The organism is Mesorhizobium sp. B2-3-6 (assembly GCF_006442305.1).
Lineage (GTDB): Bacteria > Pseudomonadota > Alphaproteobacteria > Rhizobiales > Rhizobiaceae > Mesorhizobium.
On record NZ_VFVW01000007.1, the window covers coordinates 263,898 to 288,948 of the forward strand.

General features: G+C 63.1%; 22 protein-coding genes and 1 tRNA gene. 12 read left to right on the forward strand and 11 right to left on the reverse strand.

Annotated elements, in window-relative coordinates:
- Nucleotides 1–18 precede the first annotated feature (18 nt).
- Nucleotides 19–186, reverse strand: coding sequence for a hypothetical protein (locus FJ953_RS21465; protein WP_140500534.1), 168 nt, complete (start codon nt 184–186; stop codon nt 19–21).
- A gap of 310 nt (nt 187–496) precedes the next feature.
- Here FJ953_RS21465 and FJ953_RS21470 point away from each other — a divergent pair, with 310 nt between their 5' ends.
- Together FJ953_RS21470 and FJ953_RS21475 are read left to right on the forward strand one after the other, a co-directional pair.
- Nucleotides 497–1,444 carry a ring-cleaving dioxygenase gene (locus tag FJ953_RS21470; protein ID WP_140584728.1) on the forward strand — a complete coding sequence of 316 codons (948 nt, stop codon included), beginning with the start codon at nt 497–499 and terminating at the stop codon, nt 1,442–1,444.
- 97 nt (nt 1,445–1,541) lie between these two features.
- Nucleotides 1,542–1,721, forward strand: a complete 180-nt coding sequence (locus tag FJ953_RS21475; RefSeq protein WP_181165425.1) for a hypothetical protein — start codon at nt 1,542–1,544, stop codon at nt 1,719–1,721.
- An 81-nt stretch (nt 1,722–1,802) separates the two neighbouring features.
- Here FJ953_RS21475 and FJ953_RS21480 read toward each other — a convergent pair whose 3' ends face one another.
- From FJ953_RS21480 to tkt, 7 genes are all read right to left on the reverse strand, one after another.
- Nucleotides 1,803–2,519: an SGNH/GDSL hydrolase family protein gene (locus FJ953_RS21480; protein ID WP_140584726.1), complete on the reverse strand. Its 717-nt coding sequence runs from the start codon at nt 2,517–2,519 to the stop codon at nt 1,803–1,805.
- Nucleotides 2,520–2,617: 98 nt separating this feature from the next.
- On the reverse strand, nt 2,618–3,349 hold the full coding sequence (locus tag FJ953_RS21485) for a thioredoxin family protein (RefSeq protein ID WP_140625021.1): 732 nt from the start codon (nt 3,347–3,349) through the stop codon (nt 2,618–2,620).
- Nucleotides 3,350–3,516: 167 nt separating this feature from the next.
- Nucleotides 3,517–4,542 (reverse strand): class I fructose-bisphosphate aldolase, encoded by a 1,026-nt coding sequence (locus FJ953_RS21490; protein WP_140558417.1) that lies wholly within the window; start codon nt 4,540–4,542, stop codon nt 3,517–3,519.
- 125 nt (nt 4,543–4,667) lie between these two features.
- A complete protein-coding gene (locus tag FJ953_RS21495) occupies nt 4,668–5,864 on the reverse strand; it encodes a phosphoglycerate kinase (RefSeq protein ID WP_140561553.1) in 1,197 nt (398 codons plus the stop codon).
- A gap of 167 nt (nt 5,865–6,031) precedes the next feature.
- Entirely contained in the window at nt 6,032–7,915 is a 1,884-nt protein-coding gene (locus tag FJ953_RS21500) for a potassium/proton antiporter (RefSeq protein ID WP_140517876.1), read from the reverse strand.
- Nucleotides 7,916–8,128: 213 nt separating this feature from the next.
- Nucleotides 8,129–9,139, reverse strand: coding sequence for a type I glyceraldehyde-3-phosphate dehydrogenase (gene gap, locus FJ953_RS21505; protein ID WP_140500546.1), 1,011 nt, complete (start codon nt 9,137–9,139; stop codon nt 8,129–8,131).
- Nucleotides 9,140–9,350: 211 nt separating this feature from the next.
- Entirely contained in the window at nt 9,351–11,342 is a 1,992-nt protein-coding gene (gene tkt, locus FJ953_RS21510; RefSeq protein ID WP_140625022.1) for a transketolase, read from the reverse strand.
- 259 nt (nt 11,343–11,601) lie between these two features.
- On the opposite strand from tkt, the gene FJ953_RS21515 reads away from it, so the two are divergent.
- The 4 genes from FJ953_RS21515 (at nt 11,602) to FJ953_RS21530 (ending at nt 14,194) form a co-directional block, all read left to right on the forward strand.
- Nucleotides 11,602–11,874, forward strand: a complete 273-nt coding sequence (locus FJ953_RS21515) for a DUF4164 domain-containing protein (protein ID WP_140500550.1) — start codon at nt 11,602–11,604, stop codon at nt 11,872–11,874.
- A 4-nt stretch (nt 11,875–11,878) separates the two neighbouring features.
- A complete protein-coding gene (locus FJ953_RS21520) occupies nt 11,879–12,244 on the forward strand; it encodes a cell division protein ZapA (RefSeq protein ID WP_140500552.1) in 366 nt (121 codons plus the stop codon).
- Nucleotides 12,245–12,413: 169 nt separating this feature from the next.
- Nucleotides 12,414–13,073: a peroxiredoxin gene (locus FJ953_RS21525; RefSeq protein WP_140500553.1), complete on the forward strand. Its 660-nt coding sequence runs from the start codon at nt 12,414–12,416 to the stop codon at nt 13,071–13,073.
- 248 nt (nt 13,074–13,321) lie between these two features.
- Nucleotides 13,322–14,194 carry an MBL fold metallo-hydrolase gene (locus FJ953_RS21530; RefSeq protein WP_140500555.1) on the forward strand — a complete coding sequence of 291 codons (873 nt, stop codon included), beginning with the start codon at nt 13,322–13,324 and terminating at the stop codon, nt 14,192–14,194.
- 85 nt (nt 14,195–14,279) lie between these two features.
- Here the strand turns inward: FJ953_RS21530 and rpoH are convergent, their stop codons facing one another.
- Together rpoH and FJ953_RS21540 are read right to left on the reverse strand one after the other, a co-directional pair.
- The gene (rpoH, locus tag FJ953_RS21535) at nt 14,280–15,191 is read right to left on the reverse strand and encodes an RNA polymerase sigma factor RpoH (protein WP_027023478.1); all 912 of its coding nucleotides are present in this window, start codon (nt 15,189–15,191) and stop codon (nt 14,280–14,282) included.
- A 211-nt stretch (nt 15,192–15,402) separates the two neighbouring features.
- Nucleotides 15,403–16,458, reverse strand: coding sequence for an RluA family pseudouridine synthase (locus tag FJ953_RS21540; protein WP_140517878.1), 1,056 nt, complete (start codon nt 16,456–16,458; stop codon nt 15,403–15,405).
- A gap of 25 nt (nt 16,459–16,483) precedes the next feature.
- On the opposite strand from FJ953_RS21540, the gene FJ953_RS21545 reads away from it, so the two are divergent.
- The 4 genes from FJ953_RS21545 (at nt 16,484) to FJ953_RS21560 (ending at nt 18,248) form a co-directional block, all read left to right on the forward strand.
- The gene (locus FJ953_RS21545) at nt 16,484–16,882 is read left to right on the forward strand and encodes a fimbrial protein (RefSeq protein ID WP_140517879.1); all 399 of its coding nucleotides are present in this window, start codon (nt 16,484–16,486) and stop codon (nt 16,880–16,882) included.
- 13 nt (nt 16,883–16,895) lie between these two features.
- Entirely contained in the window at nt 16,896–17,303 is a 408-nt protein-coding gene (locus FJ953_RS21550; RefSeq protein ID WP_140625023.1) for a VOC family protein, read from the forward strand.
- A gap of 89 nt (nt 17,304–17,392) precedes the next feature.
- Nucleotides 17,393–17,467 (forward strand) — tRNA-Glu (locus FJ953_RS21555).
- A gap of 421 nt (nt 17,468–17,888) precedes the next feature.
- The gene (locus FJ953_RS21560; protein WP_224519158.1) at nt 17,889–18,248 is read left to right on the forward strand and encodes a hypothetical protein; all 360 of its coding nucleotides are present in this window, start codon (nt 17,889–17,891) and stop codon (nt 18,246–18,248) included.
- A gap of 179 nt (nt 18,249–18,427) precedes the next feature.
- Here the strand turns inward: FJ953_RS21560 and FJ953_RS21565 are convergent, their stop codons facing one another.
- Complete coding sequence (locus tag FJ953_RS21565) at nt 18,428–18,631, reverse strand: hypothetical protein (RefSeq protein WP_140500562.1); 204 nt, start codon at nt 18,629–18,631, stop codon at nt 18,428–18,430.
- 304 nt (nt 18,632–18,935) lie between these two features.
- Here FJ953_RS21565 and FJ953_RS21570 point away from each other — a divergent pair, with 304 nt between their 5' ends.
- Both FJ953_RS21570 and FJ953_RS21580 read left to right on the forward strand, forming a co-directional pair.
- Nucleotides 18,936–19,859, forward strand: a complete 924-nt coding sequence (locus FJ953_RS21570; protein ID WP_140525468.1) for a DUF2865 domain-containing protein — start codon at nt 18,936–18,938, stop codon at nt 19,857–19,859.
- Between the two features lie 607 nt (nt 19,860–20,466).
- The gene (locus FJ953_RS21580) at nt 20,467–24,600 is read left to right on the forward strand and encodes a PAS domain-containing protein (RefSeq protein WP_181175038.1); all 4,134 of its coding nucleotides are present in this window, start codon (nt 20,467–20,469) and stop codon (nt 24,598–24,600) included.
- Nucleotides 24,601–25,051 lie beyond the last annotated feature (451 nt).

Genomic DNA, 25,051 nt, shown 5'->3' on the forward strand with positions numbered 1-25,051 from the left:
TTTGCCGAAAAATTCGTCTCAATTGTCGCGAAGGCGACGTTCGGCATACATGTCCGGCCAGCCGATATCCTTGCGAATGTCCGCCGGCAGCGAGTTGATGAACCGCTGGGTGCGGATCTCGTTGCGCATCGTACGAATCTTGCCGACATAGTGCTGCATGCCGCGCAGAATGGTGGAACCGGTCATGGCTAGTCTCCTCTCTGTGAATGAAGACAGTATCGCACACCCCTCCTGACAGCAGTCTGTCAGGAGGATGGCAGGGCTTGGATAATAGTTGCGATCGGTGGGTTATCCCTGTGAAGGTATCGTTTTCACTGCATCAGACCGCGGCCCGAAGCAGGTTTAGAAGGCCGAGATTGTTCACTACTGCAATGCCTGGTCATGATCCATTGTTCAGCCTTTGGCGACGGACTGTCAGGATACGTGGTCTCCAGCCAGGGATCCGAAGTTCTGATATGGAAGGAGAAAATTCTTCCCCAAAAACAGGGAGACGACCATGAGCCTTCAACTGACAGGAATTCACCATCTGACCGCCATCACCGCCAATGTGCGTGGAAATCTTCATTTCTATACAAGGGTGCTGGGCTTGCGGCTGGTCAAGAAGACGGTGAACCAGGACGATACCTCAGCCTACCACCTCTTCTATGCCGATGGCGAAGCGACGCCGGGCACCGACCTTACTTTCTTCGACTGGCCGGTCGGCCGCGAGCGACGCGGCACCCACAGCATTGTCCGGACCAGCCTCAGGGTTGGTGGCCAGGACAGCCTTGCCTGGTGGAAGCAACACTTGACTGACGAAAATATCGTCACGAGTGAGATTGCCGACATCGGTGGCTACGCCAGCCTGGATTTCGAGGACCCCGAGGGCCAGCGTCTGCGCCTCGTCAGCGATGACGGCAAGGGCGACAGCCGCCCCTGGGCGCAAAGCCGCGTGCCGGTCGAACACCAGATCCGCGGGCTCGGGCCGATCGTCATCAGCGTTCCCGACCTCACCAATACCGAAGCAGTGGTGACGCAAGTGATGAACATGCGCAAGGTCCGAGACTATGCCTCGCCGGAGGGCCAGGTTCAGGTCTTTGAAATGGGCGAGGGTGGGCCGGCGGCGGAATTGCACGTCCTGGTGCAGCCGGGACTGGCGCCGGCAAGGCAAGGTGCCGGTGCGGTTCATCACGTCGCCTTCAGGGCGCCGGACCAGGAGACGCTGCATCAATGGACGGCGCGGCTCGCCGAATTCCGTCTGCCGTCGAGCGGCGAGGTCGAGCGCTATTATTTCCGCTCCCTCTATTTCCGCGAGCCGAATGGCATCCTGTTCGAGATCGCCACTGACGGGCCGGGGTTCACCGCCGACGAACCGCTGGAGACGCTGGGCGAAAAGTTGGCCCTGCCGCCATTCCTGGAATCGAAGCGCGCTTCGATCGAGGCCGGCCTCAAGCCGCTGAAGTAGATCGTTCTCCGATCAAAGGCTGGCGCCGCGTTCCAGTCCGGATCGCGGCGCCTATTTTTTTCGAGCGACGAACGACGCGCTTTGACAGCCGACCGCGATGCTGGTCAAAGGCGGCATGTCGAAACTCCTCGCCCTCGTCATCCTTGGCATCATGGTCATCCAGTTGATCAAGCCGCTCGGCTGGCCGGGGCTGAAACGGCGCAGCGACTTCTGGAAGCTGGCGCTCCTGGCCATGGCGGCCATTTCGATAACGGCCGTGCTTGGACATTGGACGTAGCGCAGTTCCAGGAAGGTGTCTGGCGGTTTCCCGCCTGGAATGCGCAGGATGGAATATCGGGCCGGCACGAGCCGGCGGCAATCACTCTTCGATCACGCAGCCGACGAGGTGCTCGGCCCAGGCCCGGTAACCGGCTTCCGATGCATGAAATCCGTCCGAGGCGAAGCCGGCTTCGGGATTGGTGATCGGCAAGCGCGGCGCCGGCACCGCACCGCGTTCGAGGCAAAGACGTTTGCCCATCCGGTTCATCTCACCGGCGCGAATTTCCAGGATCTTGCCGAGCAGCGGCGGCATGGCTGGCGCTTGCGTGAACTCCAGCACAGGAGACCACACCACGCGGGCCTCAGGCCATTTGGCGCGCAGGGCGTAGAGCAGACCGCCGAACGCCCTCTTGAAGCGGGGCACGGAGTGGAAATTCTTGGTGTCGTTGGTGCCAATGGCGAGCACGATATGCGTCCACGGATCGGCCGAGAGATTGGGCAGGACGTGGTCGCGGATCTGCCCCGACGTCGCCGAATTGAACCCGGCGGCGCGCCAGCGCACGGCGCGGCCGGTTCGCTGCGAGATCAGGACGGCCAGCTGCGCGGCCAGGCCATTCTCGGATTTTTCGATGCCGACCGAGGCGGCGGAGGAATCGCCCAGCACCAGCAGCCAAACCGCCGGCTTCCGGCCGGCTATCTCATGCATGACCGGGCCTTGCGCGGGCAGCATGCGCGAGGTGCGTCGGCGCACGCCAAGCCCCTGCCAGACATAGACAGGAAAGGCGAGCCAAGTGAGGAGAGCCGGAAAGCGTCGCATCGAGCAGCATTTAACGCATGTTTCGCCGGAGGTGAACGATCCTTGCACCGGTGGCGGACGCCTTCAAGCGTCCAATGTTCGATGGGATCGCTGAATGCCTAAGCCCTGTCCGCTTGCGACCTGTTTCCATACTGGTCATGCAGCCGCACCCAGTCCATCAAGGTCCTATAAGGCCCGGTCTCGTCGCGGCCTTTCGGCGCAAGGTCGAGATATTGATAGGCGCCGATCAGCTGTTCGCTGCCGCGGGCGCGCGACATGAAGGTCAGGAAGATGTCGCCGGTCTCGTCCCGGTAGAACACGGTGGTGCCCGGCAGGTCTTTCGATTTCAGAACGGGCGTCTCGAAGTTGTAGATCGCTTCACCGGATGCGATCTGCTTGTCGGTGAACGACACCTGCATGTCGAAGTTGAAGTCCGAGGCATAGGATGAGGCCCAGTCGAATTTCCAACCCATGCGCTCTCGGTAGGGCAGCAGCTCGGCGAGCGGCGCGCGTGACACCGCGACAAGTGACACGTCATGGTGTCTCAGATGCTGATTGGCACCGTCCATGTGGTCGGCGACGAACGCACAGCCTTCGCAATGATGGGTCGAGCCGGACCCGAACACGAAATGATAGACGATCAGCTGGCTGCGGCCGGCGAACAGTTCGGCCAGGCATCTTGGACCCTGCTCGGTTTCGAAGACGTAGTCCTTTCTCACCTTCAGCCAGGGCAATTCGCGCCGTTCCGCCGCGATGCGCTCGCGAAATCGCGTCAATTCCTTCTCGCGCGCCAGATGCGCTTTGTGTGCCCGGAACCAATCCTCGCGTGAAACGACCTTGTTGCGATGCATGAACCTCTCCCTGGCTTCATCCCAAGGACGTTCGGGACGGGCATGAGCCGACATCGCGCCGGCTGCGCTGGAGAGAAATAGGGATGGAGGCGCTTCATCCCAAGTCCGGCGGAGCGCAGCAAAACCCGGGCGCATGGCCCGGGTCCGATAGAGACGGAAAACCGTGGTCAGGCAGCCTGCTCCAGGCTCGGCTTCCATTGTCCAAGCGCCGCCAGATGGTTCATGTGGGCACGGTGGGTGAAGGCGGCCTGACCCGCGGCAACATTGGATGCCTTGCCGCTCCAGGCCTTCTGCGGGGCAGCCTGCAGGGCGCGGCCATAGGAGAAGGTCAGCTTCCACGGATGCGGGCCGATGGCGTTGATGGCGTTGAGGTTGGCGGTCGCTTCCTCGTCCTCCTGGCCGCCGGAGAGGAAGGCGATGCCCGGCACCGCCGCCGGCACGGCCTCACGGAACAGTTTTATGGTCTTTTCCGCGACCTCTTCAGGGCTGCTCACCGCGCCCGACTTCCTGCCCGCCAGCACCATGTTGGGCTTCAGGATCGTGCCCTCGAGCACCACCCGGGCCGCGTAGAGCTCGTCGTAGAGCTTCGTCAGCGTCGCCCTCGAGATTTCATAGCACGTGTCGATGTCGTGGGCGCCGTCCATCAGCACTTCCGGCTCCACGATCGGCACGATGCCGGCTTCCTGGCAAAGGGCCGCATAGCGGGCGAGCGCATGGGTGTTCGCGCTGATCGAGGTGACCGACGGCACGCCCTTGGCCTTGTCGATGTCGATCACGGCACGCCATTTGGCGAAGCGGGCGCCGAGCTTGTAATAGTCGGCGAGCCGCTCGCGCAGGCCGTCGAGGCCCTCGGTGACCGTGTCGCCGGGAAAGCCGGCCAGGGGCTTGGCGCCGGCATCGACCTTGATTCCGGGGATGGCGCCTGAAGCCTTGATGATATCGACCAGCGGCGTGCCATCGGCCGCTTTCTGCCGAATGGTCTCGTCGTAAAGGATGACGCCGGAAATATACCTGGTCATGGCATCGCTAGTGCGGAACATCATCTCGCGGTAGTCGCGCCGGCTGTCCGCGGTCGATTCGACGCCGATGACGTCGAAGCGCTTCTTGATCGTGCCCGAGCTTTCGTCGGCGGCCAGCAGGCCCTTGCCGTTGGCCACCATCGCGGCGGCAATGTCTTCAAGACGTTCGCTCATCGTGCTTCTCCTTGACGGTGTTGTTCTGCGCCTGACAGAACACTACCGCCAAAGGAATGACGCCGGAAAGCTCCAATCGATCGAAACTCCCGGCAACGCCGCGCGCTCGCCTCGAGTTGATCGTCTCAACGCTTGAGCACGTCGACGCCCGGCAGCGGCTTGCCTTCCATCCATTCGAGGAAGGCGCCGCCGGCAGTCGAGACATAGGTGAAATCGTCGGCAACCCCGGCCTGGTTGAGCGCCGCCACGGTATCGCCGCCACCGGCCACCGAAACCAGCTTGCCGGTCTTGGTGCGGGCCGCCGCATGCCTGGCTGCCGCCATCGTCGCGCGATCGAAGGGTTCGATCTCGAACGCGCCGAGCGGCCCGTTCCAGACCAAGGTCGCGGCGCGGTCGATCCAGTCGGCAACGGCCCTCACGGTCTTTTCGCCGACATCGAGGATCATGCCATCCGCAGGCACGTCGGCGATGGCCACGGTTTCGCTGGCCGCACCCGCCTTGAATTCCTTCGCCACGACGCCGTCGACGGGCAGGATGATGGCGCAGCCGGCCTCGGCCGCCTCGATCATGATCTGCTTGGCGGTAGCGGCGAGGTCGTGCTCGCACAGCGACTTGCCGACATCGGTGCCGCGTGCGGCGAGAAAGGTGTTGGCCATGCCGCCGCCGATGACCAGCGCGTCGACTTTCTTGACCAGGTTCATCAGCAGGTCGATCTTGGTCGAGACCTTGGCGCCGCCGACGATGGCGACCACCGGGCGAACAGGATTTCCAAGGCCCTTCTCCAGCGCTTCCAGTTCGGCTTGCATGGTGCGGCCGGCAAAGGCTGGCAACAGATGCGCCAGTCCCTCGGTCGAGGAATGCGCCCGGTGGGCAGCGGAGAAGGCGTCGTTGACGAAGATATCGCCATTGGCGGCGAGCCGTTCGGTGAAGGCCGGGTCGTTCTTCTCCTCGGCCTTGTAGAAGCGGGTGTTCTCGAGCAGCAGCACGTCGCCCTTGTTCATGGCGGCGACCGCGCTTCCCGCCGTGTCGCCGACGCAGTCGCCGGCAAAGCCCACGGGACGGCCAAGCACCTCGGCCGTCGCCCTGGCGATCGGCTCCAGCGAGAATTCCGGCGAGGGACCGTCCTTGGGCCGGCCGAAATGGGCGAGCAGGATGACCTTGGCGCCCTTGCCTGACAATTCAGCGATGGTCGGCGCTATGCGTTCGATGCGGGTCGTGTCGGTGACCTTGCCGTCAGCGACGGGAACGTTGAGGTCGACGCGCACCAGCACGCGCTTGCCATTGATGTTGCCGATATCGTCCAGTGTCTTGAAGCTGGCCATGCTGGTTCCTTTCGCTGAGAAATCGCCGGGACCATACCCCGCACCGACGACGATGCAAGACTTGGCTGGGGAGGGCGCGAAATTTTCAAGGCGAAGGCGAAGGCGAAGGCGTCGACGTCGCGAAGCGTCACGGCAGGCGGATGGGTGCGGCGCAAAGGATCGCCGTGTCAGCTTTCGGTCGTTGCCTTTTCCACCGCCGGCTCGGTTTTCTCGTCTGCGCGTGCGGCGGTGATCGGTGTTTCCACCGGCTTGCGCCAGGTCTGGACGAAGGCTTTGATCCGGTCGGCGATCTCGCCGGCGCTGAGGAAGACCGGTACCCGCGCCACGGGCGCGGTCGGTTCGAAGGAGAGGCCCAGGCCTGTGATCCTGCCCTTGTCGTCGACGTCGCGCACGATCAGCTCGATCGGGCCGATCAGCACGCGGTCGGCATATTCGGCATGGCCGCCGAGCCGCGCCGTGACCAGGGCGCCGACGGTGAGCTTCTGTTCCGCCTCGCTCAGGCCCGGCGCGTATGCGGCTTCCAGTTCGGCAGCGGAACGCGCCGGATCGACGGCGAAGGCGCCGAAGAAATCGGCGTCCTCGGGGTCGACGACGGCGCGGCTGGCGAACAGCTTGTCGAGCAGGCGTGGATAGCGGTCCGGCACGAAGATGTAGACCTGGTCGCCGGCGGCAAGCCTGCCCATGTCCTGGAAACGCATCGAGCGTCCGTCGCGCAACACCAGCGAGGGCCGCGCCCAGCGAGGGATGCGCTCGCCGCGCGCCACCGGGCTGCCCGGCGCGACGCGGTAGGCGAGGAGTTCGTGATGGGCCGAGCCCGGCAGTTCGAGCTCGACCTTGTCCAGAGGTCCGAGCCGCGCCGGCACGATCAGGCCGAGACGGCGCGCCAGCGGACCAACGGTCCAGCCCTGGATGACGAGTGACACCAGGACGATGATGAAGGCGGCGTTGAAGATGGTGCGGCCATTCTCCAGCCCGCCGAGCAAGGGAGTGATGGCAAGCAGGATCGAGACGGCGCCGCGCAGGCCGACCCAGGAAACAAACGCGACTTCGGGGCGCGGCAGACGAAACGGGACCAGGCAAAGCCAGACCGCGATCGGCCGGGCGACGAACATCAGGAACAGGCCAAGCAGCACCGCCGGCACCATGATCGCCGGGAATTGCGAGGGCGTCGCGAACAGGCCGAGGATCAGGAACATGATGATCTGCGCCAGCCAGGACATGCCGTCCTGGAAGCGCTTGAGGATGGTGACGGCGCGGATGTCGGAATTACCCGCGATGAGACCGGCAAGATAGACCGCCAGGAAACCGGAGCCGCCGATGGCGCCGGCGGCGGCGAAGACCATCAGCGATAGGGTCAGCACGAAGATCGGCAGCAGGCCATGGTCGAGATTGAGCCGGTCGACGAGGCGCACGATGGCGAGGCCCCCCAGCACGCCGACAATGGCGCCCAGGCCCATGTTAATGAGGAAGCCGAGGACGAGGTTGGTGACCAGGACATTGGCCTCGGGGTCGGCATGGGCGGCTATGATCTCGACCAGGGTGATGGTCAGGAAGATGGCGATCGGATCGTTGGTGCCGGACTCCACCTCCAGCGTGGAGCGCACGCGCTCGCGCAGATTGATCTCGCCGGCGCGCAAAAGGAAGAACACGGCGGCCGCGTCGGTGGAGGCGACGGCGGCACCGAGCAGGAAGGATTCCAGCCAGGTGAGATCGAGCATATAGTAGGCGGCGGCGCCGAACAGGCCAGTGGTGAGGATCACGCCGAATGTGGCCAGAGACAGCGCCGGCCCGGCTGCCTGCCGCAAGGCATTGAGAGGCGTGCCGAAGCCGGAATCGAACAGGATCACCGCCAGCGCCAGTGAGCCGGCAAAATAGGCGATGCGGGCGTTGTCGAACTCGATGCCGAGGCCATCGGTCCCGGTGGCGAGCCCGATGCAGAGAAACAGAAGCAGCAGCGGTGCGCCGAAGCGGAAGGCGATCAGGCTCGAAAACGCGGCGACGACGACAAGCGCGGTGCCCACCAGCGTGACGAGATAGATCGCATGCTCCATCCGTGACTTGTCCCCTGCCTCTTCTCTCGATTCAAGGAAGAGTGGGGCGAAGGCATGGCCGGCGCAAGGCGGGAGAGCGGTTTTTTGGGCCGAAGCCCCACAACTTCGTCGTCCTTGGGCTTAGCAGGAGCGAAGCGACGCGTTGCCGAGCACTCCGACGAAAACGCCCGGACGAAACCGGGCGTTTCAAGTCTCTGGAAGATGGGCCCGCGATCAGGCGATGGTCTTGCCGAAGGCGACCGCGGTATCGCCCATGCGATTGGAGAAGCCCCATTCATTGTCGTACCAGGACAGCACCGAAACGAAGTTGCCGTCCATCACCTTGGTCTGGTCGAGCGCCACGATCGAGGAGTGCGGGTCGTGGTTGAAGTCGATCGACACGTTCGGATGATGGGTAACCGACAGGATGCCCTTGAGCTTGCCATTGGAGGCGGCGATCACAGCCTCGTTGATCTCCTGCGCCGACGTCGAGCGCTTGGCGATGAACTTGAAGTCGACGAGCGAGACGTTCGGCGTCGGCACGCGGATCGAGATGCCGTCGAGCTTGCCCTTGAGCTCGGGCAGCACCAGGCCGATGGCCTTGGCGGCACCGGTCGAGGTCGGGATCTGCGAGAGTGCCGCGGCGCGGGCGCGGTAGAGATCCTTGTGCATGGTGTCCAGCGTCGGCTGGTCGCCGGTGTAGGAATGGATCGTCGTCATCATGCCCTTTTCGATGCCGACCGTCTCGTGCAGGACTGCGGCCAGCGGCGCCAGGCAATTGGTGGTGCAGGACGCGTTCGAGATGACGATGTGGTCCTTGTTCAGCTTGTCGTGATTGATGCCGTAGACGACGGTGAGGTCGGCGCCTTCACCGGGCGCCGAAACGAGGACGCGCTTGGCGCCGGCGGTCAGGTGTGCGGCTGCCTTGTCGCGGGCGGTGAAGATGCCGGTGCATTCGAGCGCGATGTCGACGCCGAGCTCCTTCCACGGCAGCTGGGTCGGATCCTTGATCGCGGTGACCTTGAACGTCTCCTTGCCGACGGTGATCTGGTCGCCGGAAACCGATACTTCGTGCGGGAAGCGGCCGTGTACGCTGTCGTAACGCAGGAGGTGGGCGTTGGTTTCAACCGGGCCGAGGTCGTTGACGGCGACGACGTCGATGTCCTTGCGGCCGGATTCATGGATGGCGCGCAGGATGTTGCGGCCGATGCGGCCGAATCCGTTGATGGCAACTCTGACGGTCATTTTTCTCTCCTTGGGAGCTGGAGGGCAGACGATTGGTCCGCAGCTTCATAGCGGCGGAAGCGGAAAGAATCCAGCCGCGGCGACGTGGATTTAAATCGATTAGGTCAGGCCAGTCCGGCGGAACCGCTGTACGCGGTTTCGCCGAGCGTTCTTGTTTCATACATGTCGCTGTCCCAAAATCGAGATACACTTTTGGGCAACAAGCACGGCCTTACTTGCCATGCAGGCGGGCTTCCGCCGCCTTGGCGGCCGCCTCGGCGGTGATGCCGAAATGCGGATAGAGCTGCTCGATCGTTCCCGAGGCGCCGAAGCCGGTCATGCCGATGAAGATGCCATCGGAGCCGATGAGGTGATCCCAGCCCTGGCGGATGCCGGCTTCGATCGCCATCTTCACCTTCGCATTGCCGATCGTCTTGCGGCGGTAGTCCTCGCTCTGCTTATCGAACAGTTCGAAGCAAGGAACCGAGACGACGCGGGTCGGATGGCCGTGCTTCTCCAGGAGGTCACGGGCGCCGAGCGCGATCTCGACTTCCGAACCCGTGGCGAAGATCGTCACCGCGGCTTCGCCGCTGGCGGCGGCGAGCTCATAGGCGCCCTGGCTGCTCAGGTTCTTCTCTGTGAATTCGGTGCGCACGGTCGGCAGGTTCTGTCGGGTCAGCGCCAGCGTTGACGGCGTCTTTTCCGATTCAAGGGCCAACTGCCAGCATTCGGCGGTCTCGACCGCGTCCGCCGGACGGAACACGTTGTGGTTGGGGATGGCGCGCAGTGCCGCCACATGCTCGACCGGCTGATGGGTCGGGCCGTCTTCGCCTAGACCGATGGAGTCATGGGTCATGACGAAGATCGAGCGGACGCCCATCAGCGAGGCCAGTCGCATCGAGGGGCGGGCATAGTCTGAGAAGCACAGGAAAGTGCCGCCATAGGCGATCAGGCCGCCATGCAGCGTCAGCCCGTTGATGGCGGCAGCCATGCCGTGTTCGCGGATGCCGTAGTGAACATAGCGCTGGCCGTAGTCGTCCGGGGTGATGTTCTTGGTCTGGCTGGTCTTGGTGTTGTTGGAGCCGGTGAGATCGGCCGAGCCGCCGATGGTTTCGGGCACGGCGCCGTTGATGACTTCCAGCGCCATTTCGGAAGATTTGCGGGTGGCGACCTTCGGCTTGTCGGCGGAGAGCTTCTTTTTGTAGTCGGCAATGACGGCGTCGAAGTTGGACGGCAGCTTGCCGGCAACGCGGCGCTCGAACTCTGCCCTGAGCTTGGCGTCGGTCTTGGCGAGGCGACCTTCCCAGTCGGCGCGCGCCTCGGCGCCGGCCGTGCCGGCCGTGCGCCAGGCATCGAGGATGTCGGCTGGAACCTCGAAGGGGGGTGACTCCCAGTTGAAGAACTTGCGCGCGCCGGCGATCTCGTTGGCGCCGAGGGGCGAGCCGTGCGCCTTGTTGGTGCCGGCCTTGGTCGGGGCGCCGAAGCCGATGGTCGTCTTGCAGGCGATCATCGTCGGCTTGTCGGAATGGCGGGCGGCTTCGATCGCATAGGCGATGGCTTCCGGATCCGTGCCGTCGATGTGGCTGGCGTTCCAACCGGAAGCCTGGAAGCGCGCGACCTGGTCGGTATTGTCAGCCAGCGACACCGGGCCGTCGATCGAGATGTTGTTGTTGTCCCAGAACACGATCAGCTTGTTGAGCTTGAGGTGCCCGGCAAGCGCGATCGCCTCCTGGGAGACACCTTCCATCAGGCAGCCGTCGCCGGCCAGCACATAGGTGTAGTGGCTGACGAGGTCGTTGCCGAAGGCGGCGTTCATGATGCGCTCGCCGAGCGCGAACCCGACAGAATTGGCAAGGCCCTGGCCGAGCGGGCCGGTGGTCGTTTCGATGCCGGCGGCGTGGCCATATTCGGGATGGCCGGCGGTTTTCGAGCCCAACTGGCGGAAGTGCTTGATCTGGTCGATCGTCATGTCTTCGTAGCCGGTCAGGTAGAGCAGCGAGTAGAGCAGCATCGAGCCATGGCCGGCCGACAGGATGAAGCGGTCGCGGTCGGCCCAATGCGGCGCCTTGGCGTCGAATTTCAGGAAACGGGTGAACAGCACCGTGGCAATGTCGGCGCAGCCCATGGGCAGGCCGGGATGGCCGGAGTTCGCCTTCTCGACCGCGTCCATGGAGAGAAAGCGGATCGCATTGGCCATCCGGTCATGTTGTTCACGCGACGTCATGGTTCCTCCGGGGTGGGGTTCGGGGCCTTGGGAGAGCCCTTGAAAAACGTGCGCGACACATAGCAGGCGCGCACTTTTAGTCAACAAACCGGTGCGCATTTGCCGGCCTTGTGATGCCGCGGGCAGGCCTATATTAGCGTTAGCAGGGGACAGTCGCGAGAGCTTTGTTGACGTCGCCTTCACCCGGTGCCTAATGTTTCAGAGATAACGCGTTCTGAACGCGAGCGATTCGGTGATGGGCAGGGCACAGGACGAGGCCATGACCGGGGAAACGACACTCAAGGAAGTCATCGCAAGGCTGGGCAAGGCCATGGAAGGCCTGGAAAACGCCGTCGCGGCCAAGCTCGAGCATGAGCGCGATTATTCGGAAGCCGAGGCCGAGGTGCAGCGGATGAATGCCGACCGCTCGCGGCTGGCGCAGGAGCTCGACAGTTCCGAGGCGCGCGCCGAGCGGCTGGAGGATGCCAACAAGGAAGTGTCGCGACGACTGGTGACCGCCATGGAAACCATCCGCGCTGTGTTGGATAGGTAGGCTGATGGCACAGGTCACGGTTTCCATCGACGGCAAGCAGTATCGGATGGCCTGCGACGAAGGCCAGGAAGAGCATCTGATCGATCTCGCCGAGCGTTTCGATCGCTACGTCTCGCATCTGAAGGATTCATTCGGCGAGATCGGCGACCAGCGGCTGACGGTCATGGCCGGCATCATGGTCATGGATGAACTCTCGGAGCTGCAGAAGCGCGTCAAGGGCATGGAAAGCGAAGTGCTGACCTTGCGCAAGACCCGCGACGAGGCGCTGACCAAGGCCGACAAGAGCGACAGCGTGCTGACCAACGCGCTTGGCGCGCTGGCGCAGCGCATGGAAGATCTTGCGGCGACGCTGGCCGTCAACAAGGCATAAGCGGTCTCCTCGGAAATTCCTGCCGAACTTGGCGGCAAGAAGAGAAATTTTTTCGCGGGCGCGACGGGCGCCTGTGGCTTTAGGCATTTGTGGGTTGCCGCCGAGGTGTTAAAAAGATTTGAGCGCTCGCCAGCCGTTGCCGGCAACATTTCAAGGGTAGGGAAACAACATGAGCCTTCGCATCAACGATATCGCCCCGGATTTCACCGCCGAGACCACGCAAGGACCGATCAGCTTTCACCAGTGGATCGGTGACGGCTGGGCGGTGCTGTTCAGCCACCCGAAGAATTTCACTCCCGTCTGCACGACCGAGTTGGGCACGATGGCGGGGCTCGAGGGCGAGTTCAAGAAGCGCAACGTCAAGATCATCGGCATTTCGGTCGATCCGGTCGAAAGCCACGGCAAATGGCAGGACGATATCAAGACGGCGACCGGCCATTCGGTGAACTATCCGCTGATCGGCGACAAGGATCTCAAGGTCGCCAAGCTTTACGACATGCTGCCTGCCGGTGCCGGCGAGACCTCGGAAGGCCGCACGCCCGCCGACAATGCCACCGTGCGTTCGGTCTATGTCATTGGGCCCGACAAGAAGATCAAGCTGGTGCTGACCTATCCGATGACCACGGGCCGCAACTTTGACGAGATCCTGCGCGCGGTCGATTCCATGCAACTGACCGCCAAGCACCAGGTGGCGACGCCGGCGAACTGGAAACAGGGCGAGGACGTCATCATCACCGCGGCCGTTTCCAACGAGGACGCCATCAAGCGCTTCGGCGCCTACGAGACCATCCTGCCCTATCTCAGGAAGACCAAGCAGCCTTCCGCGTAAAGCGGCTCTCCGGTTCACGGAAACGGCGAACCATCTCTTTGTTTTTGCGCAATTCCTTGGGCAAAGCGCCACGCGCCTTTCCCGGGAAACCGCTTGGAATTGCTCCAGTTGCCTGGCCGGCATTTTTCGACTTCCGTCGCTTTTCTGGCAAGGCGTGCTTGACGGCAGGGCCCCGCTAGACAAGCATGCTCTTATGTTGCTCTGGCAGGGAAAATCATTCCTGTCTGGCTAACGGAGGGGACGTCGGATTGGACATAGGTTCGGCAAAGCCTGAGGTCACCGGTTTCCACGACAAGCCGACCGGCGCCATCCAGTATGTCGTCGCCGACCGGGTGACGAAGCGGTGTGCCATAATCGATCCGGTCCTCGACTTCGACGAGAAGTCCGGCGCAGTTTCGACAGCCAATGCCGATGCGCTGCTGGATTTCGTCAGGGCGGAGGGACTGAGCGTCGAATGGATTCTCGACACCCATCCGCATGCCGATCATTTCTCGGCCGCGCAGTACCTGAAGCAAAGGACCGCGGCGCCGACGGCGATCGGCGAGAGGATCGTCGAGGTCCAGAAATTGTGGAAGGCGATCTACAACTGGCCGGATTTCCCCGCCGACGGCTCGCAGTGGGACCGGCTGTTCGGCGACGGCGAGGTTTTTCGGGTGGGAACGCTTCCAGCAAGGGTGCTTTTCTCGCCCGGGCACACGCTGGCGTCGATCACCTATGTGATCGGGGATGCAGCCTTTGTTCACGACACGCTGTTCATGCCCGACAGCGGCACGGCAAGGACGGATTTTCCCGGCGGCAGCGCCGCGCGCCTGTGGCACTCGATCCAGGGCATTCTGGCCCTGCCGGAGGACACGCGCGTCTTTGTCGGCCATGATTATCAGCCCGGCGGGCGCCAGGCGTTATGGGAGAGCACGGTTGCCGCGCAGAAAGCCGACAACATACATCTTGCCGCCGCGCGCGGCGAGGCCGAATTCGTTGCCCTGCGCGAGGCGCGCGACCGGACATTGCCGATGCCGAGGCTGATCCTGCATGCGCTGCAGGTCAACATGAATGGCGGACGCCTGCCGGAACCGGAAGCCAATGGCCGACGGTATCTGAAATTTCCGCTGGATGGGCTTTGAAGCAATCACAGCACCCGCTGCGGTATACAAAAAGGCGGCGCCAGTCTCCTGACGCCGCCGTTTTATCTTGTTGCCGATGCCGGCTTTAAGCCGCCGGCTGCGCCTCGATGGTGCGCAGCGCCTGGGTCTGGCGCTTGGCGGCGGCCTTGACGGCATCCTGCACCTTCTCGAAAGCGCGCACTTCGATCTGGCGCACGCGCTCGCGGCTGATGTCGAACTCAGCCGACAGTTCTTCCAGGGTCAGCGGCTCATCGGCGAGGCGGCGCGCCTCGAAGATGCGCCGTTCGCGTTCGTTGAGCACCGCAAGAGCACCCGACAGCATGCCGCGCCGGTTTTCCAGCTCGTCCTGCTCGATCAGCATCTCTTCCTGGCTTTCGTGGTCGTCGACCAGCCAGTCCTGCCATTCGCCGGACTCGCCTTCCGTCGCCCGGATCGGCGCGTTGAGTGAGGCGTCGCCCGACAGGCGGCGGTTCATCGACACGACTTCCGCTTCCGAGACGTTCAGCCTCGTGGCGATTTCGGCGATCTGGTCGGGCTTGAGGTCGCCGTCGTCAAGCGCCTGGATCTTGCCCTTCACCTTGCGCAGGTTGAAGAACAGACGCTTCTGGTTGGCGGTCGTGCCCATCTTGACCAGGCTCCACGAGCGCAGGATGTATTCCTGGATCGAGGCCTTGATCCACCACATGGCGTAGGTCGCGAGGCGGAAGCCACGCTCTGGCTCGAATTTCTTGACGGCCTGCATCAGGCCGACATTGCCTTCCGAGATCACTTCGCCAATCGGCAGGCCGTAGCCGCGATAGCCCATGGCGATCTTGGCGACGAGCCGCAAATGGCTGGTGACGAGCTTGTGCGCTGCGGAAGTGTCCTCATGCTCGGCATAACGCTTGGCGAGCATGTACTCTTCCTGCGGCTGAAGCATCGGAAAGCGGCGGATCTCTTCCAGGTAGCGGCTGAGGCCGCCTTCGCCGGAAACGATACTGGGTAGTGACTGGGCCATGATAGCGCCCCCTCTCTATTGGAGTGATGCCCCCGAAACGCGGCGGGCATGTGACGCGAGCACCAAAGGCTCGCTCGCGACATCAGATATATACAGGAACAAAACCAGAAAAGACAGGCATTTGTTCAACACGAAACAGTGTGTCACGCTGAAGTGAACAACGCCAGTCAGGTTTTTTGATGGCTGATTTGAAGCTTGCCGGGCGGCGGATTCAAAGACTGCGAAAGCCGCCGACGAGTTCCTCCATGTCCCTCGGTATCGGTGCCTCGAACCTCATCGATAGATGGGTAGTCGGATGGCGAAATTCAAGGAGCCAGGCGTGCAAAGCTTGCCGGGAGAAGGCCTTGACCTGGCTTCTCAGCGGTTCGGGCAACCGGTTGGCCTTGGTGCGAAAGGCTTGGCCGTAATCGGGATCACCGAGCACCGGATGACCGATATGGGCCATGTGGACGCGGATCTGATGGGTGCGGCCGGTCTCCAGCCGGCATTCAACCAGACTTGCGGTTGCGAATTCCTTTTGGTTTTCGCCGAAGCGCTCCTGCACCGCAAAATGGGTGACGGCGTGGCGGGCATCGTCGCGTCCTTCGGGTACTACGGCGCGACGTACACGGTCGGCGGCGCGGCCGAGTGGGGCATCCACCGTTCCGGCCGGCCGCTGCGGTATGCCCCAGACCAGCGCCAGGTAGGCGCGCTCGAGATCGCCTGTCAGGCCGTGATCGGCAAAGGCCTCCGAAAGCGCCTTGTGGGCGCGGTCGGTCTTGGCCACGACCATGACGCCGCTGGTTTGCTTGTCGAGGCGATGAACGATGCCCGGCCGGCGCACGCCGCCGATGCCGGACAGGCTGTCGCCGCAATGATGGATCAGCGCATTGACCAGCGTGCCGGTCCAATTGCCGGCGCCGGGATGGACGACAAGCCCGGCGGGTTTGTTGATGACGATCAGTTCGTCATCTTCATAGAGGATATCGAGGGCGATGTTTTCCCCCTGTGGCTCCGCTGGTTCCGGCTCCGGCATGGCGACCGAGACAGTTTCGCCCGGCGACATCTTGCACTTGGTCTCGACAACGGCCTTGCCGTCGACCAAGACCGCGCCCTGCCTGATCAGCATCTGCACGCGGCTGCGCGACATTTCCGGGCCGAGCCTGCCTGCCAGCCACTGATCGATGCGCTGGCCGGCATCGTCGGCGCCGGCCACGAGCACGATCGGTTCTGCCTGCATGAATTGGTCCTCTATCAATCCGGGGGCCTCTTCGTTATGAGCGCTCATCGAGAATCGTTCCGGAATGTTTGCCATGGCCCGCCCCGCCGCCGACGAAGACGCCGTTGTTGAAGGCGGGGAAAAGCCGCTCAACCCCGAGATCGAAAAGGTGCGCGGCAGGCTCATCCGCTTCATGGCCATCAATCTCGGCCTGCTCTTGCTGGCCCTTATGGTGGTGATCGCGGCGATTGTCTACAAATCACGCAAGGCAGCGCCGGTGAGCCCGCCGCTGGCCGGCGACATCCAGGTGCCCGCCGGCGAACCGCTCAGCGGAGACATCGTGCTGCCGGTCGGCGCCAGGGTGGTCAGCCAGTCGCTATCCGGCAATCGCGTCTCGATCGAGGCCGAACTTGTCGATGGCAGCCGCACGATCTTCGTCTACGATATGGGCGAGCGGCGCATAATCGGCCGCTTCGCAATCCGCAACAAATGAAGCCCGGCGCGCAATGACCGGCTTTGCCGAAAACCGTCATATCGCCACCGTTGCGCTGGTCGTCGACAGCTATGACGAAGCAATCGACTGGTATGTCGAGCGAATGGGCTTTGTGCTCCTGGAGAATGTGGACCTTGGCGGCGGCAAGCGCTGGGTGACGGTCGCGCCGGCCAGCGGGCGCGGCGCGCGGCTGCTTCCGGCCGAGGCCTCCGACGAGGCACAAAGGAAGAGCATCGGCAACCAGACCGGCGGGCGGGTTTTTCTCTTCCTGGAAACCGACAACTTTGCCCGCGATCATGCGGCGATGGTGGCGAAGGGCGTCGAATTTCGCGAGCCACCGCGCTTGGAGCCCTACGGCACGGTGGCGGTTTTCGCCGATCTCCACGGCAATCTATGGGACCTGATCGAGCCAAAACGCTAGCAGCAGCCAGCTTTTTCTTGATCCCGGGAAAGCCGGCGGACCCCAGTTGCTTTTTCTCCGCCGCCAGCCTATATCGCCGGTTCTTGAACGCGCCCATCGTCTAGCGGTCAGGACACCGCCCTCTCACGGCGGGAACAGGGGTTCGATTCCCCTTGGGCGTACCAAGAAGGCGACGGCTCAGCCGTTGATGATCCCTCCAGCATCAAACAATGTTCAAGGCCTCCGCGGAAGCTTCGTCATATGCGCGCATATGACCGCATGGAGCGCTGGCAAAAGCCGGGCTCGGAGCTATGGCATGGCGGCTTCGATTAACGTTTCGTTTACCTATAATCTGTCTATTGGAGACAATTCACCCGCGACCACGGATGTACTGGCGCTGCGGTGAAAACAAAGGTCGGCCCACTGCCGGCCTTTTGTTTTTTGGCCGGCCGCTGCGGGCAGGGCTGCCTCCAATGCTTTCGGCAAGAGCTTTCGCCAAAGCATATTGCCCTTGCCATCTCCAGCCCTACCATCAATCCTGACGATCGCACGCGGGCGGCCGGAAGGGTCGACGGTGGAGGAATTGCAATGAAAAGAACCGCTGGAATGCTCCTGATTAGCGGCGCATTGGCGATTGGCGCCACCTGCCCGTCGGCTGCCGCCCAGCTCAACACGATGGACGAAGTCGGCACGGCGATCCAGGCATGCTGGACGCCGCCGGCGGATGCTGGAAATTCCATCGTCACTCTGAGCTTCAGCTTCAAGCGCGACGGCACGCTGCTTGGTCCGCCACGGCCGACCGCCGCCAAGGTGGCCGGCGACGACAAGGCGCGAAAGTCGTTCATCGACGCCGCAATGACCGCGGTGAAGAATTGCACGCCGCTCAGCCTTTCGCCGCAACTGGCGCAAGGGATTGCCGGCAACGTGTTCACCTTGCAATTCGTATCTCCCAAGATCGGCCAATAGCTGTTTTCCGCAACTCTCCGCGCAGGGCGCGCCGCGGCTTAATGCGCTAGAGCCGTTCGGCGTTCGGATCGCCGATCCCGCTTCAATTTTTTACGCAATCCTGACGGAAAACGTCTGCCAGCCAGCCGCTCAGGTAGCGACTACCACCAAACCATCTCGCCCAGCACCGCCTTCACCGGTCAGTGGCTGGTACGCCGCGCCTCGGCGTGCCGCGCCAGGTCGGGTGTCTCGAAGACGTAGTCGTTCCAAGCCGATTCCGGGATTTGCCCGGCCAGATAGCATTCCAGCAGCAGGTTTTGCTCGGCGCTCAGGGGCCTCGGATCAAGTCCCAGGGAATGAAAAAGATTTCTTGTCAGTTCCGATACCGTGACCTGGATCGACATCTGCGTTCTCCTTCGCGCTTCAACGCGAAAGGTCGGACAAAGGTTTCAGGACCGGATGCCGATAACGCCGGAGTGATTCGGCAGGCCTGCCAGCCGTCGGTCCGGCTGCATTGTTTTGCAGTTCGTCTCAACCTTGAAATAAAAATGCAATATTGAATTCACAGAGGTTCTTCTATTAAACTAAAGACAAGTCTCTCAATGCATGGAGACTAGAAAGATTAGATAAAACTCATTTAGCGAAAGCTTACCGAAGTCGAAAGAGTTGTCATTCCAGGTTCTCAGCAACAAGGACCGCGTCCTTCCGATGATCCGTTTCTGGTCCCCCATGATGATCGCGTTCGTCACCCTGACCGTGCTCGCGCTCGGCATGTCCAGTTCTTATGCCGACAGTTGCAGTGCAATAAGAAATCAGTTGTCTTCGGCCGGCCGTGGCGGCGGCACGAGCCCCGAGCTTGCCCAGTTGCACCGCCAGCTTGCCGCGATCCAAGGCATCGAGAGGCAGCGCAAGTGTACGGCGAAAAATTCCCTCGGTGGTTTCTTCAACGCATGCGCCGATCTTGCCAGGAACAGGAGCGAGGTGCAGCGCCAGATCGCTGCGGCCTCTAATTCAGGCCGGGACATGTCGGGGCTGCGGGCACGCTTTGTCGCGCTTGGCTGCGCGCCAGCGGCAAAGCGCGCGGCGGCGAAGACCCAATCGGTGTCTGCGGCGGCGCCAGCGGCGAGGGCAACGGGCGCCGGCAACGCGATGCTGTTCTGCGTGCGCCTTTCGGATGGATATTTCTTCCCAGCACCCAAGTCGCAGTTCGCCGGCAGCGACGATGTGAAGGATATGGCCGATCAATGCCGCTACATCTGCGACGAGCCGGGCGTCGACCTCTATACGCTCAGCGACGTCAGCCTCGAAACCGAAAAGATGGTCTCTCTCGACACGCGCAAGCCCTACACCGATCTGCCGACCGCATTCCGCTACCGCGACGACGTCAATTTCAAGGCATGTGACCTAAAACGCTACTACAGCAGGGTCGCCGAATTGAGGGCCCGAACGGTAACGCCCACAAACATGACCAATGCCATCATCCCCTTGCCGTCGGCCAAGCCGGACCTCGGCAGCGTCGCGGCAATTCCCGCGGCGGACGCCGAAGCCTCCGGGGCGGCCCAGCATCAGTCGATAGAGGCCGGCAAGCGGCCGGTGAGAATAGTCGGCCCGGCCTTCTTCCCAGCCGAATGATTATCCGCCCCGGGGGTAGGCGCCGGTTTCCCAGCCAATGTCAGTTTTGGGTGGCATCCATCAGTCGCAGACCATGCGAACCCTCTTTCCGGGTTCGCTGACATTCCTGCATGCCAGGGGCTTTTCCTCATCGGAGGACGGCGGAGGTGGCCTCGAAACTCTTGAAAGATGACGTCTCGGTGCGGCGCGCGGCGCGGGCCTGCGCTCGGAAAACCGGGTTGGCGGTTGTGGCGGCGCCGGAAAAGCGCCGTTTTCCATTCCGGACGGCCCGTATTCCACATTGGGCGGCGGCCGGTCCCAGAAACGCCGGGCATCGAGCGGGCGCGGAATGACGACGGTGCCGTCATAGCTGCGCGAACAGCCGCTGCCGAAAAGCAGCGCAGCGCTCAGCAAGCAAGGCACAATCCGTCCAAACATCAGCAACACCCCTGTATTGGCTTATAGCGCGGCTTCGATCCGGCCGACAACCGGGCGCAATGGCGCAGGCCAGGGCCCGTCCGGTGCGCAACGGCTTGTTAAGGTTAGCGGATCGTTAATGCTTCTCGGGCACATTCCGCCGACGAACCGCGGAGGGAGGGTTCGGCCTTGGATTCGGGGTGGGGACGGCATGGCTGAAGCGAACGAGACAGCCGGCGTGCGCGGCGAGCGCGGGTCGGGCGAAATGACAGTGAACGACGCGGCCTCGTTCACCGCAGGCATGGATTTGGCCATGCTACGCCAGCTGGTCGAGACGGGCTCGGACTGGATCTGGGAGACCGATGCCGAGCTGCGCTTTTCCTGGCTTTCGCACAACTACCAGGCGGTCACGGGCATCGACCCGGCCGCCGTGCTCGGCCGCTTCCGTTTCGATTTCCTGAAGCAGGTCCTGAACGGCAACCGCAGCGCGGCAATGCATCTGGAGGATCTGCAAGCGCATCGGCCGTTCCGTGACTTTGTCTACGAACTGAAGGGAGGTCGCGCCGATTGCCGCTGGGTGCTGACCTCAGGCTTTCCACGCTTCGATGACGAGGGGAAATTCGCCGGCTATCGTGGCATTGGACGCAATGTCACGGGATTGGCCGTCGCCTTCGCAGAACTGGAGCAGAAGCAGCAAGGAGAGGCGTCTTCGGGAGGCCTTCCCGACCTTCGCACGATGGTCGATTCGATGCCGATCGGGATCATGGTCCTCGACGCCGACCTGCGCGCCGAAGTGATCAACCAGGCCTTCTACAATTTGTGGAAAATCGATCCCCAGCGCGCCGGGATCGGCTCGGGCTTCCGCGAGTTGATGGAGGCCAGCCGCGCCGCCGATTCCTACGGCGCCGACGACGTTGCCTGGCAGCGTCATACCGCCGAGCGCGAGGCCGAGATCAGGGCCGGCGTCGCCGGCTCGAGACAATTGCCGCGCAATGACGGGCGTACCCTGGTTGCGTCGCTGGCCCCGCTGGCCGGCGGCAAGCGGCTCATCTCCTATGTCGATGTCACCGACATGAAGGATCGCGAGGCCGAGCTGGCCGACGCGCTGGAAAAGGCGCGACTGGCGGAAGCGGTGATCAACGGCGTCAAGGATCCGATCTTCGTCAAGGATGACGATCTGCGCTTCGTCTTCGTCAACGAGGCGTTTGCGGGCCTGTTCGGCCAGACGCCGCAAACCATGCTTGGCAAGCCCGGCGGCAATTTTCTCGCGCCGGCCGAGGTTGCGCTGTTCGAGAAAAGCGAGCGCGAGGTGCTGGCGACCGGGCGGCCTTACGAGGTGGAGGAAAGCTTCGAGGTCGACGGCGTCAACCGCTCGCGCGTCGTCAGGAAGAACCGCGTTAGAATGGTAAGCGGCCGCAACTACGTGGCCGGCTTCCTCTTCGACGTCTCGGACATGAAGGGCCGTGAGACCGAGGCGCAGGACGCCCGCAAACACCTGGCCAGCGTGCTGGAATCGCTGCCGGCCGCCGTGATCATCTACGACCGCGAGGACAATTTCGTTTTCGCCAACCGCAAGATGCAGGACACGCTGCCGGCGTTGAAGCCGGCGTGGCAGCCCGGCCGCACCTTCCGCGACGCGCTGGCACTCGGTCATTCGGCTGGCTATTTCCGCTCGAGCGGCGATCCGCGGGTCGATGCGCTCTATGATGGCGATCTCGATCCCTGGCTGGACAGCATCCTCGCCCGTTACCACCTGCCATACTCATCCTTCGAACGTCTCAATCCCGACGGCCGCTGGTATCAGGTTTATGACATGCGCACCGATGACGGCACGTTCATCGGCGTGCGCGTCGACATCTCCGAGATCAAGAGCCGCGAAAAGGCGCTGCACGATTCGATGCGGCAGATCGACCTGTTCCGGCACGTGCTGGACGAACTGCCCGTGGCCGCCTTCATCAAGGCGCAGGACCTCAGCATCGAGTTCGTCAACAAGGCCTGGTGCGCGATCACCGGGCTCGCCAAGGAAGACGTTATCGGCCGCACCGATCGGCAGCTGTTCGGCGACGGGGATGGAGAAAGCTACAGCCTGGACGATACCGAGGTTGCCCTCACGGGCAGCGTCAGGGAGGTCGAGGAGCCCGTCACCCATCGCGACGGCACGGTGCGGCAGTTGATGACGCGCAAGAGCCGGCTGGTGGCGCTGGACGGATCGGTGCATCTGGTCGGCTCCAGCACCGACATCACCGAGGTCAAGGCGCGCGAGCGGGCGCTGGAAGAAAGCATGCGCGAGAACGAGGTGTTCCGCAGCCTGATCGACAACGTGCCGGTGTCGATCTACGCCAAGCGCTCCGATCTCAGGCAATTCTACGTCAACAAGGGCTGGTGCGATCTCACCGGCTTCAGCAAGCAGGACGCGATCGGCAAGACCGACATCGAAATTTTCGGGCCGGACGGCGAAGCCTTCGTCAATGGCGACCTCGCGGTGCTGCGCAGCGGCGAAACCCAGGAGGTCGAGGAGACGGTGATGCTCCCGGACGGCAGCGTGCGCCACCAGTTCGCCCGCAAGGGCGCGATGATCGCGTCCGACGGGTCGCTCTACCTGATCGGGTCGACCACCGACATCACCGAATTGAAGCTGCGCGAGGCGGAACTGCGCGAGGCGCGCCAACGCGCCATACTTGCCGATCGCGCCAAGTCGGAATTCCTCGCCAATATGAGCCATGAGATCCGCACTCCGATGAACGGCGTGCTGGGCATGGCCGAACTCCTGGCCAAATCCGATCTCGATCCGAAGCAGAAGACCTTCACCGACATCATCGTCAAATCGGGCAACGCGCTGCTCACCATCATCAACGATATCCTGGATTTCTCCAAGATCGATGCCGGCCAGTTGGTGCTCGATCCCGCCCCCTTCAATCTCGCCGAGGCGATCGAGGACGTGGCGACGCTGGTGTCGACGCGGGCCAAGGAAAAGGACCTCGAGCTCATCGTGCGCATCGAGCCTGGGCTCGAAAGCCTGTTCATCGGCGATGTCGGCCGCATCCGGCAGATCGTCACCAACCTGCTCGGCAATGCGGTGAAGTTCACCGAAGAAGGCCATGTGCTCGTCGACGTCACCGGCGAAAGTGTGCCGGACGGAACCAGGCTGACGATCTCGGTCACCGACACCGGGATCGGCATCCCTGAGGAAAAGCTGAAACAGGTGTTCGAGAAATTCAGCCAGGTCGACACCTCCTCGACGAGGCGGCATGAGGGCACTGGGCTCGGGCTCGCGATCACCTCGCGGTTGGTCGAATTGATGGGCGGCGACATCGGCGTGGAAAGCGCCGAAGGCAAGGGGTCGACCTTCTGGTTCACGGTCACGCTGCCCAGGGCCGGACAACAGAACGCGCAGCGCATCATGCCGGTGGACGTGACCGGCGCGCGGGTGCTGATCGTCGACGACAATGCCGTCAACCGCGCCATCCTGACCGAGCAGATGACGTCATGGACCTTCGATTCCTGCGCGGCCGAGAGCGGCGCCGAGGGACTGAAAGTGCTGATCGCGGCCGCCGCCTACGGCGTGCCGGTCGATTGCGTCGTGCTCGATTATCAGATGCCCGAGATGAGCGGCGCCGAGATGGCAGGTGTCGTGCGCAACACCGCCGGGCTTGCCGACACGCCGATCATCATGCTGACCTCCGTCGACCAGTCGCTGGCCAACACCAGTTACCGCGATCTCGGCATTGATGCCCAACTCATCAAGCCCGCACGCTCCTCGGTGCTCCTGGAAACGCTGGTCGCCACCATCCAGCGGCATCGCCACGCCACGGATGTCGCCCGGCCGCTTGCTGTCGAGGGAGGCGGCGGGAACAATCCGCAGTCACCGCCACCGGCGGCAGGGCAACGCGCGTTGCTGCAGCCGCCGCCGGTCAGGCCTCGGCTTGCCGCGACTGGCGGCGAGCAGCGGCTGGACATCCTCGTGGCCGAGGACAATGAGGTCAACCAGATGGTCTTCACCCAGATCCTCGGCGAGACCGGCTACGGTTTCGAGATCGTCGGCAATGGCCGCAAGGCGCTGGACGCTTTCGGCAGGCTCAATCCGTGCATGATCCTGATGGACGTCTCGATGCCGGAGATGAACGGGCTCGAGGCAACCGCCGCCATCCGCCGGCTGGAAGAGGAAACCGGCACGCATGTGCCGATCGTCGGGGTCACCGCGCATGCGCTCAAGGGCGATCGCGAACGCTGCCTGGACGCCGGCATGGATGACTATCTGCCCAAGCCGATCAGCCCCAGGGCCCTGCTCGAAAAGGTCGAGCGCTGGGTCGGCGCCGGTCGCCAGGCCCGGCGCAACGCGGGATAGACTTTGCGCCTTCGGCCGGATTGCGGCGAGAATCACCCGGGGCCGGCTGCAGCCCTTCGAGCAAGACTATGGTGCGATCGCACCATATCAAAGCCTGCGTCCAGCCGGGACAATGACGGCATCGAATTTCCGCTCTCTTCTAGTTACGGGCGGGAGCAGCGACCGCCAGTATGAAGCAGCGTCAATCTACCCCAACGGACCTGTTTTTGGCGATGGCCCGGCCAAGACATCCTCTGGCCTCGAGCAACGCGCTCCCGTCCGGCTTTTCTTCGATCAGCGATCCATGCCGAATCCGATGGCTGTTTGGGTGGCCGGATCGCGCAAGTCCCTGATTCCCGAAGGCAAACCGGCGCCATGCCGCAGCCGCTAATCGCCATCGCCTTTCCAAGCGCCGGCGACGCGTTACCGGGCTGACACGAAACTGTCATGCGACTGTTATAATCGAACGCTA

Excerpts from the sequence above, each read along its gene's own strand:
- FJ953_RS21565 (WP_140500562.1), bottom strand. The coding sequence starts at position 18,631 with ATGTCGATCCAGGTCACGGTATCGGAACTGACAAGAAATCTTTTTCAT.
- tkt (WP_140625022.1), bottom strand. The coding sequence starts at position 11,342 with ATGACGTCGCGTGAACAACATGACCGGATGGCCAATGCGATCCGCTTT.
- FJ953_RS21545 (WP_140517879.1), top strand. The coding sequence starts at position 16,484 with ATGGCCCGCCCCGCCGCCGACGAAGACGCCGTTGTTGAAGGCGGGGAA.
- FJ953_RS21570 (WP_140525468.1), top strand. The coding sequence starts at position 18,936 with ATGATCCGTTTCTGGTCCCCCATGATGATCGCGTTCGTCACCCTGACC.
- rpoH (WP_027023478.1), bottom strand. The coding sequence starts at position 15,191 with ATGGCCCAGTCACTACCCAGTATCGTTTCCGGCGAAGGCGGCCTCAGC.
- FJ953_RS21550 (WP_140625023.1), top strand. The coding sequence starts at position 16,896 with ATGACCGGCTTTGCCGAAAACCGTCATATCGCCACCGTTGCGCTGGTC.
- FJ953_RS21500 (WP_140517876.1), bottom strand. The coding sequence starts at position 7,915 with ATGGAGCATGCGATCTATCTCGTCACGCTGGTGGGCACCGCGCTTGTC.
- FJ953_RS21480 (WP_140584726.1), bottom strand. The coding sequence starts at position 2,519 with ATGCGACGCTTTCCGGCTCTCCTCACTTGGCTCGCCTTTCCTGTCTAT.
- FJ953_RS21495 (WP_140561553.1), bottom strand. The coding sequence starts at position 5,864 with ATGGCCAGCTTCAAGACACTGGACGATATCGGCAACATCAATGGCAAG.
- FJ953_RS21470 (WP_140584728.1), top strand. The coding sequence starts at position 497 with ATGAGCCTTCAACTGACAGGAATTCACCATCTGACCGCCATCACCGCC.
- FJ953_RS21525 (WP_140500553.1), top strand. The coding sequence starts at position 12,414 with ATGAGCCTTCGCATCAACGATATCGCCCCGGATTTCACCGCCGAGACC.
- FJ953_RS21485 (WP_140625021.1), bottom strand. The coding sequence starts at position 3,349 with ATGCATCGCAACAAGGTCGTTTCACGCGAGGATTGGTTCCGGGCACAC.
- FJ953_RS21580 (WP_181175038.1), top strand. The coding sequence starts at position 20,467 with ATGGCTGAAGCGAACGAGACAGCCGGCGTGCGCGGCGAGCGCGGGTCG.
- FJ953_RS21540 (WP_140517878.1), bottom strand. The coding sequence starts at position 16,458 with ATGAGCGCTCATAACGAAGAGGCCCCCGGATTGATAGAGGACCAATTC.
- FJ953_RS21490 (WP_140558417.1), bottom strand. The coding sequence starts at position 4,542 with ATGAGCGAACGTCTTGAAGACATTGCCGCCGCGATGGTGGCCAACGGC.
- gap (WP_140500546.1), bottom strand. The coding sequence starts at position 9,139 with ATGACCGTCAGAGTTGCCATCAACGGATTCGGCCGCATCGGCCGCAAC.
- FJ953_RS21465 (WP_140500534.1), bottom strand. The coding sequence starts at position 186 with ATGACCGGTTCCACCATTCTGCGCGGCATGCAGCACTATGTCGGCAAG.
- FJ953_RS21560 (WP_224519158.1), top strand. The coding sequence starts at position 17,889 with ATGCTCCTGATTAGCGGCGCATTGGCGATTGGCGCCACCTGCCCGTCG.
- FJ953_RS21515 (WP_140500550.1), top strand. The coding sequence starts at position 11,602 with ATGACCGGGGAAACGACACTCAAGGAAGTCATCGCAAGGCTGGGCAAG.
- FJ953_RS21520 (WP_140500552.1), top strand. The coding sequence starts at position 11,879 with ATGGCACAGGTCACGGTTTCCATCGACGGCAAGCAGTATCGGATGGCC.
- FJ953_RS21475 (WP_181165425.1), top strand. The coding sequence starts at position 1,542 with ATGCTGGTCAAAGGCGGCATGTCGAAACTCCTCGCCCTCGTCATCCTT.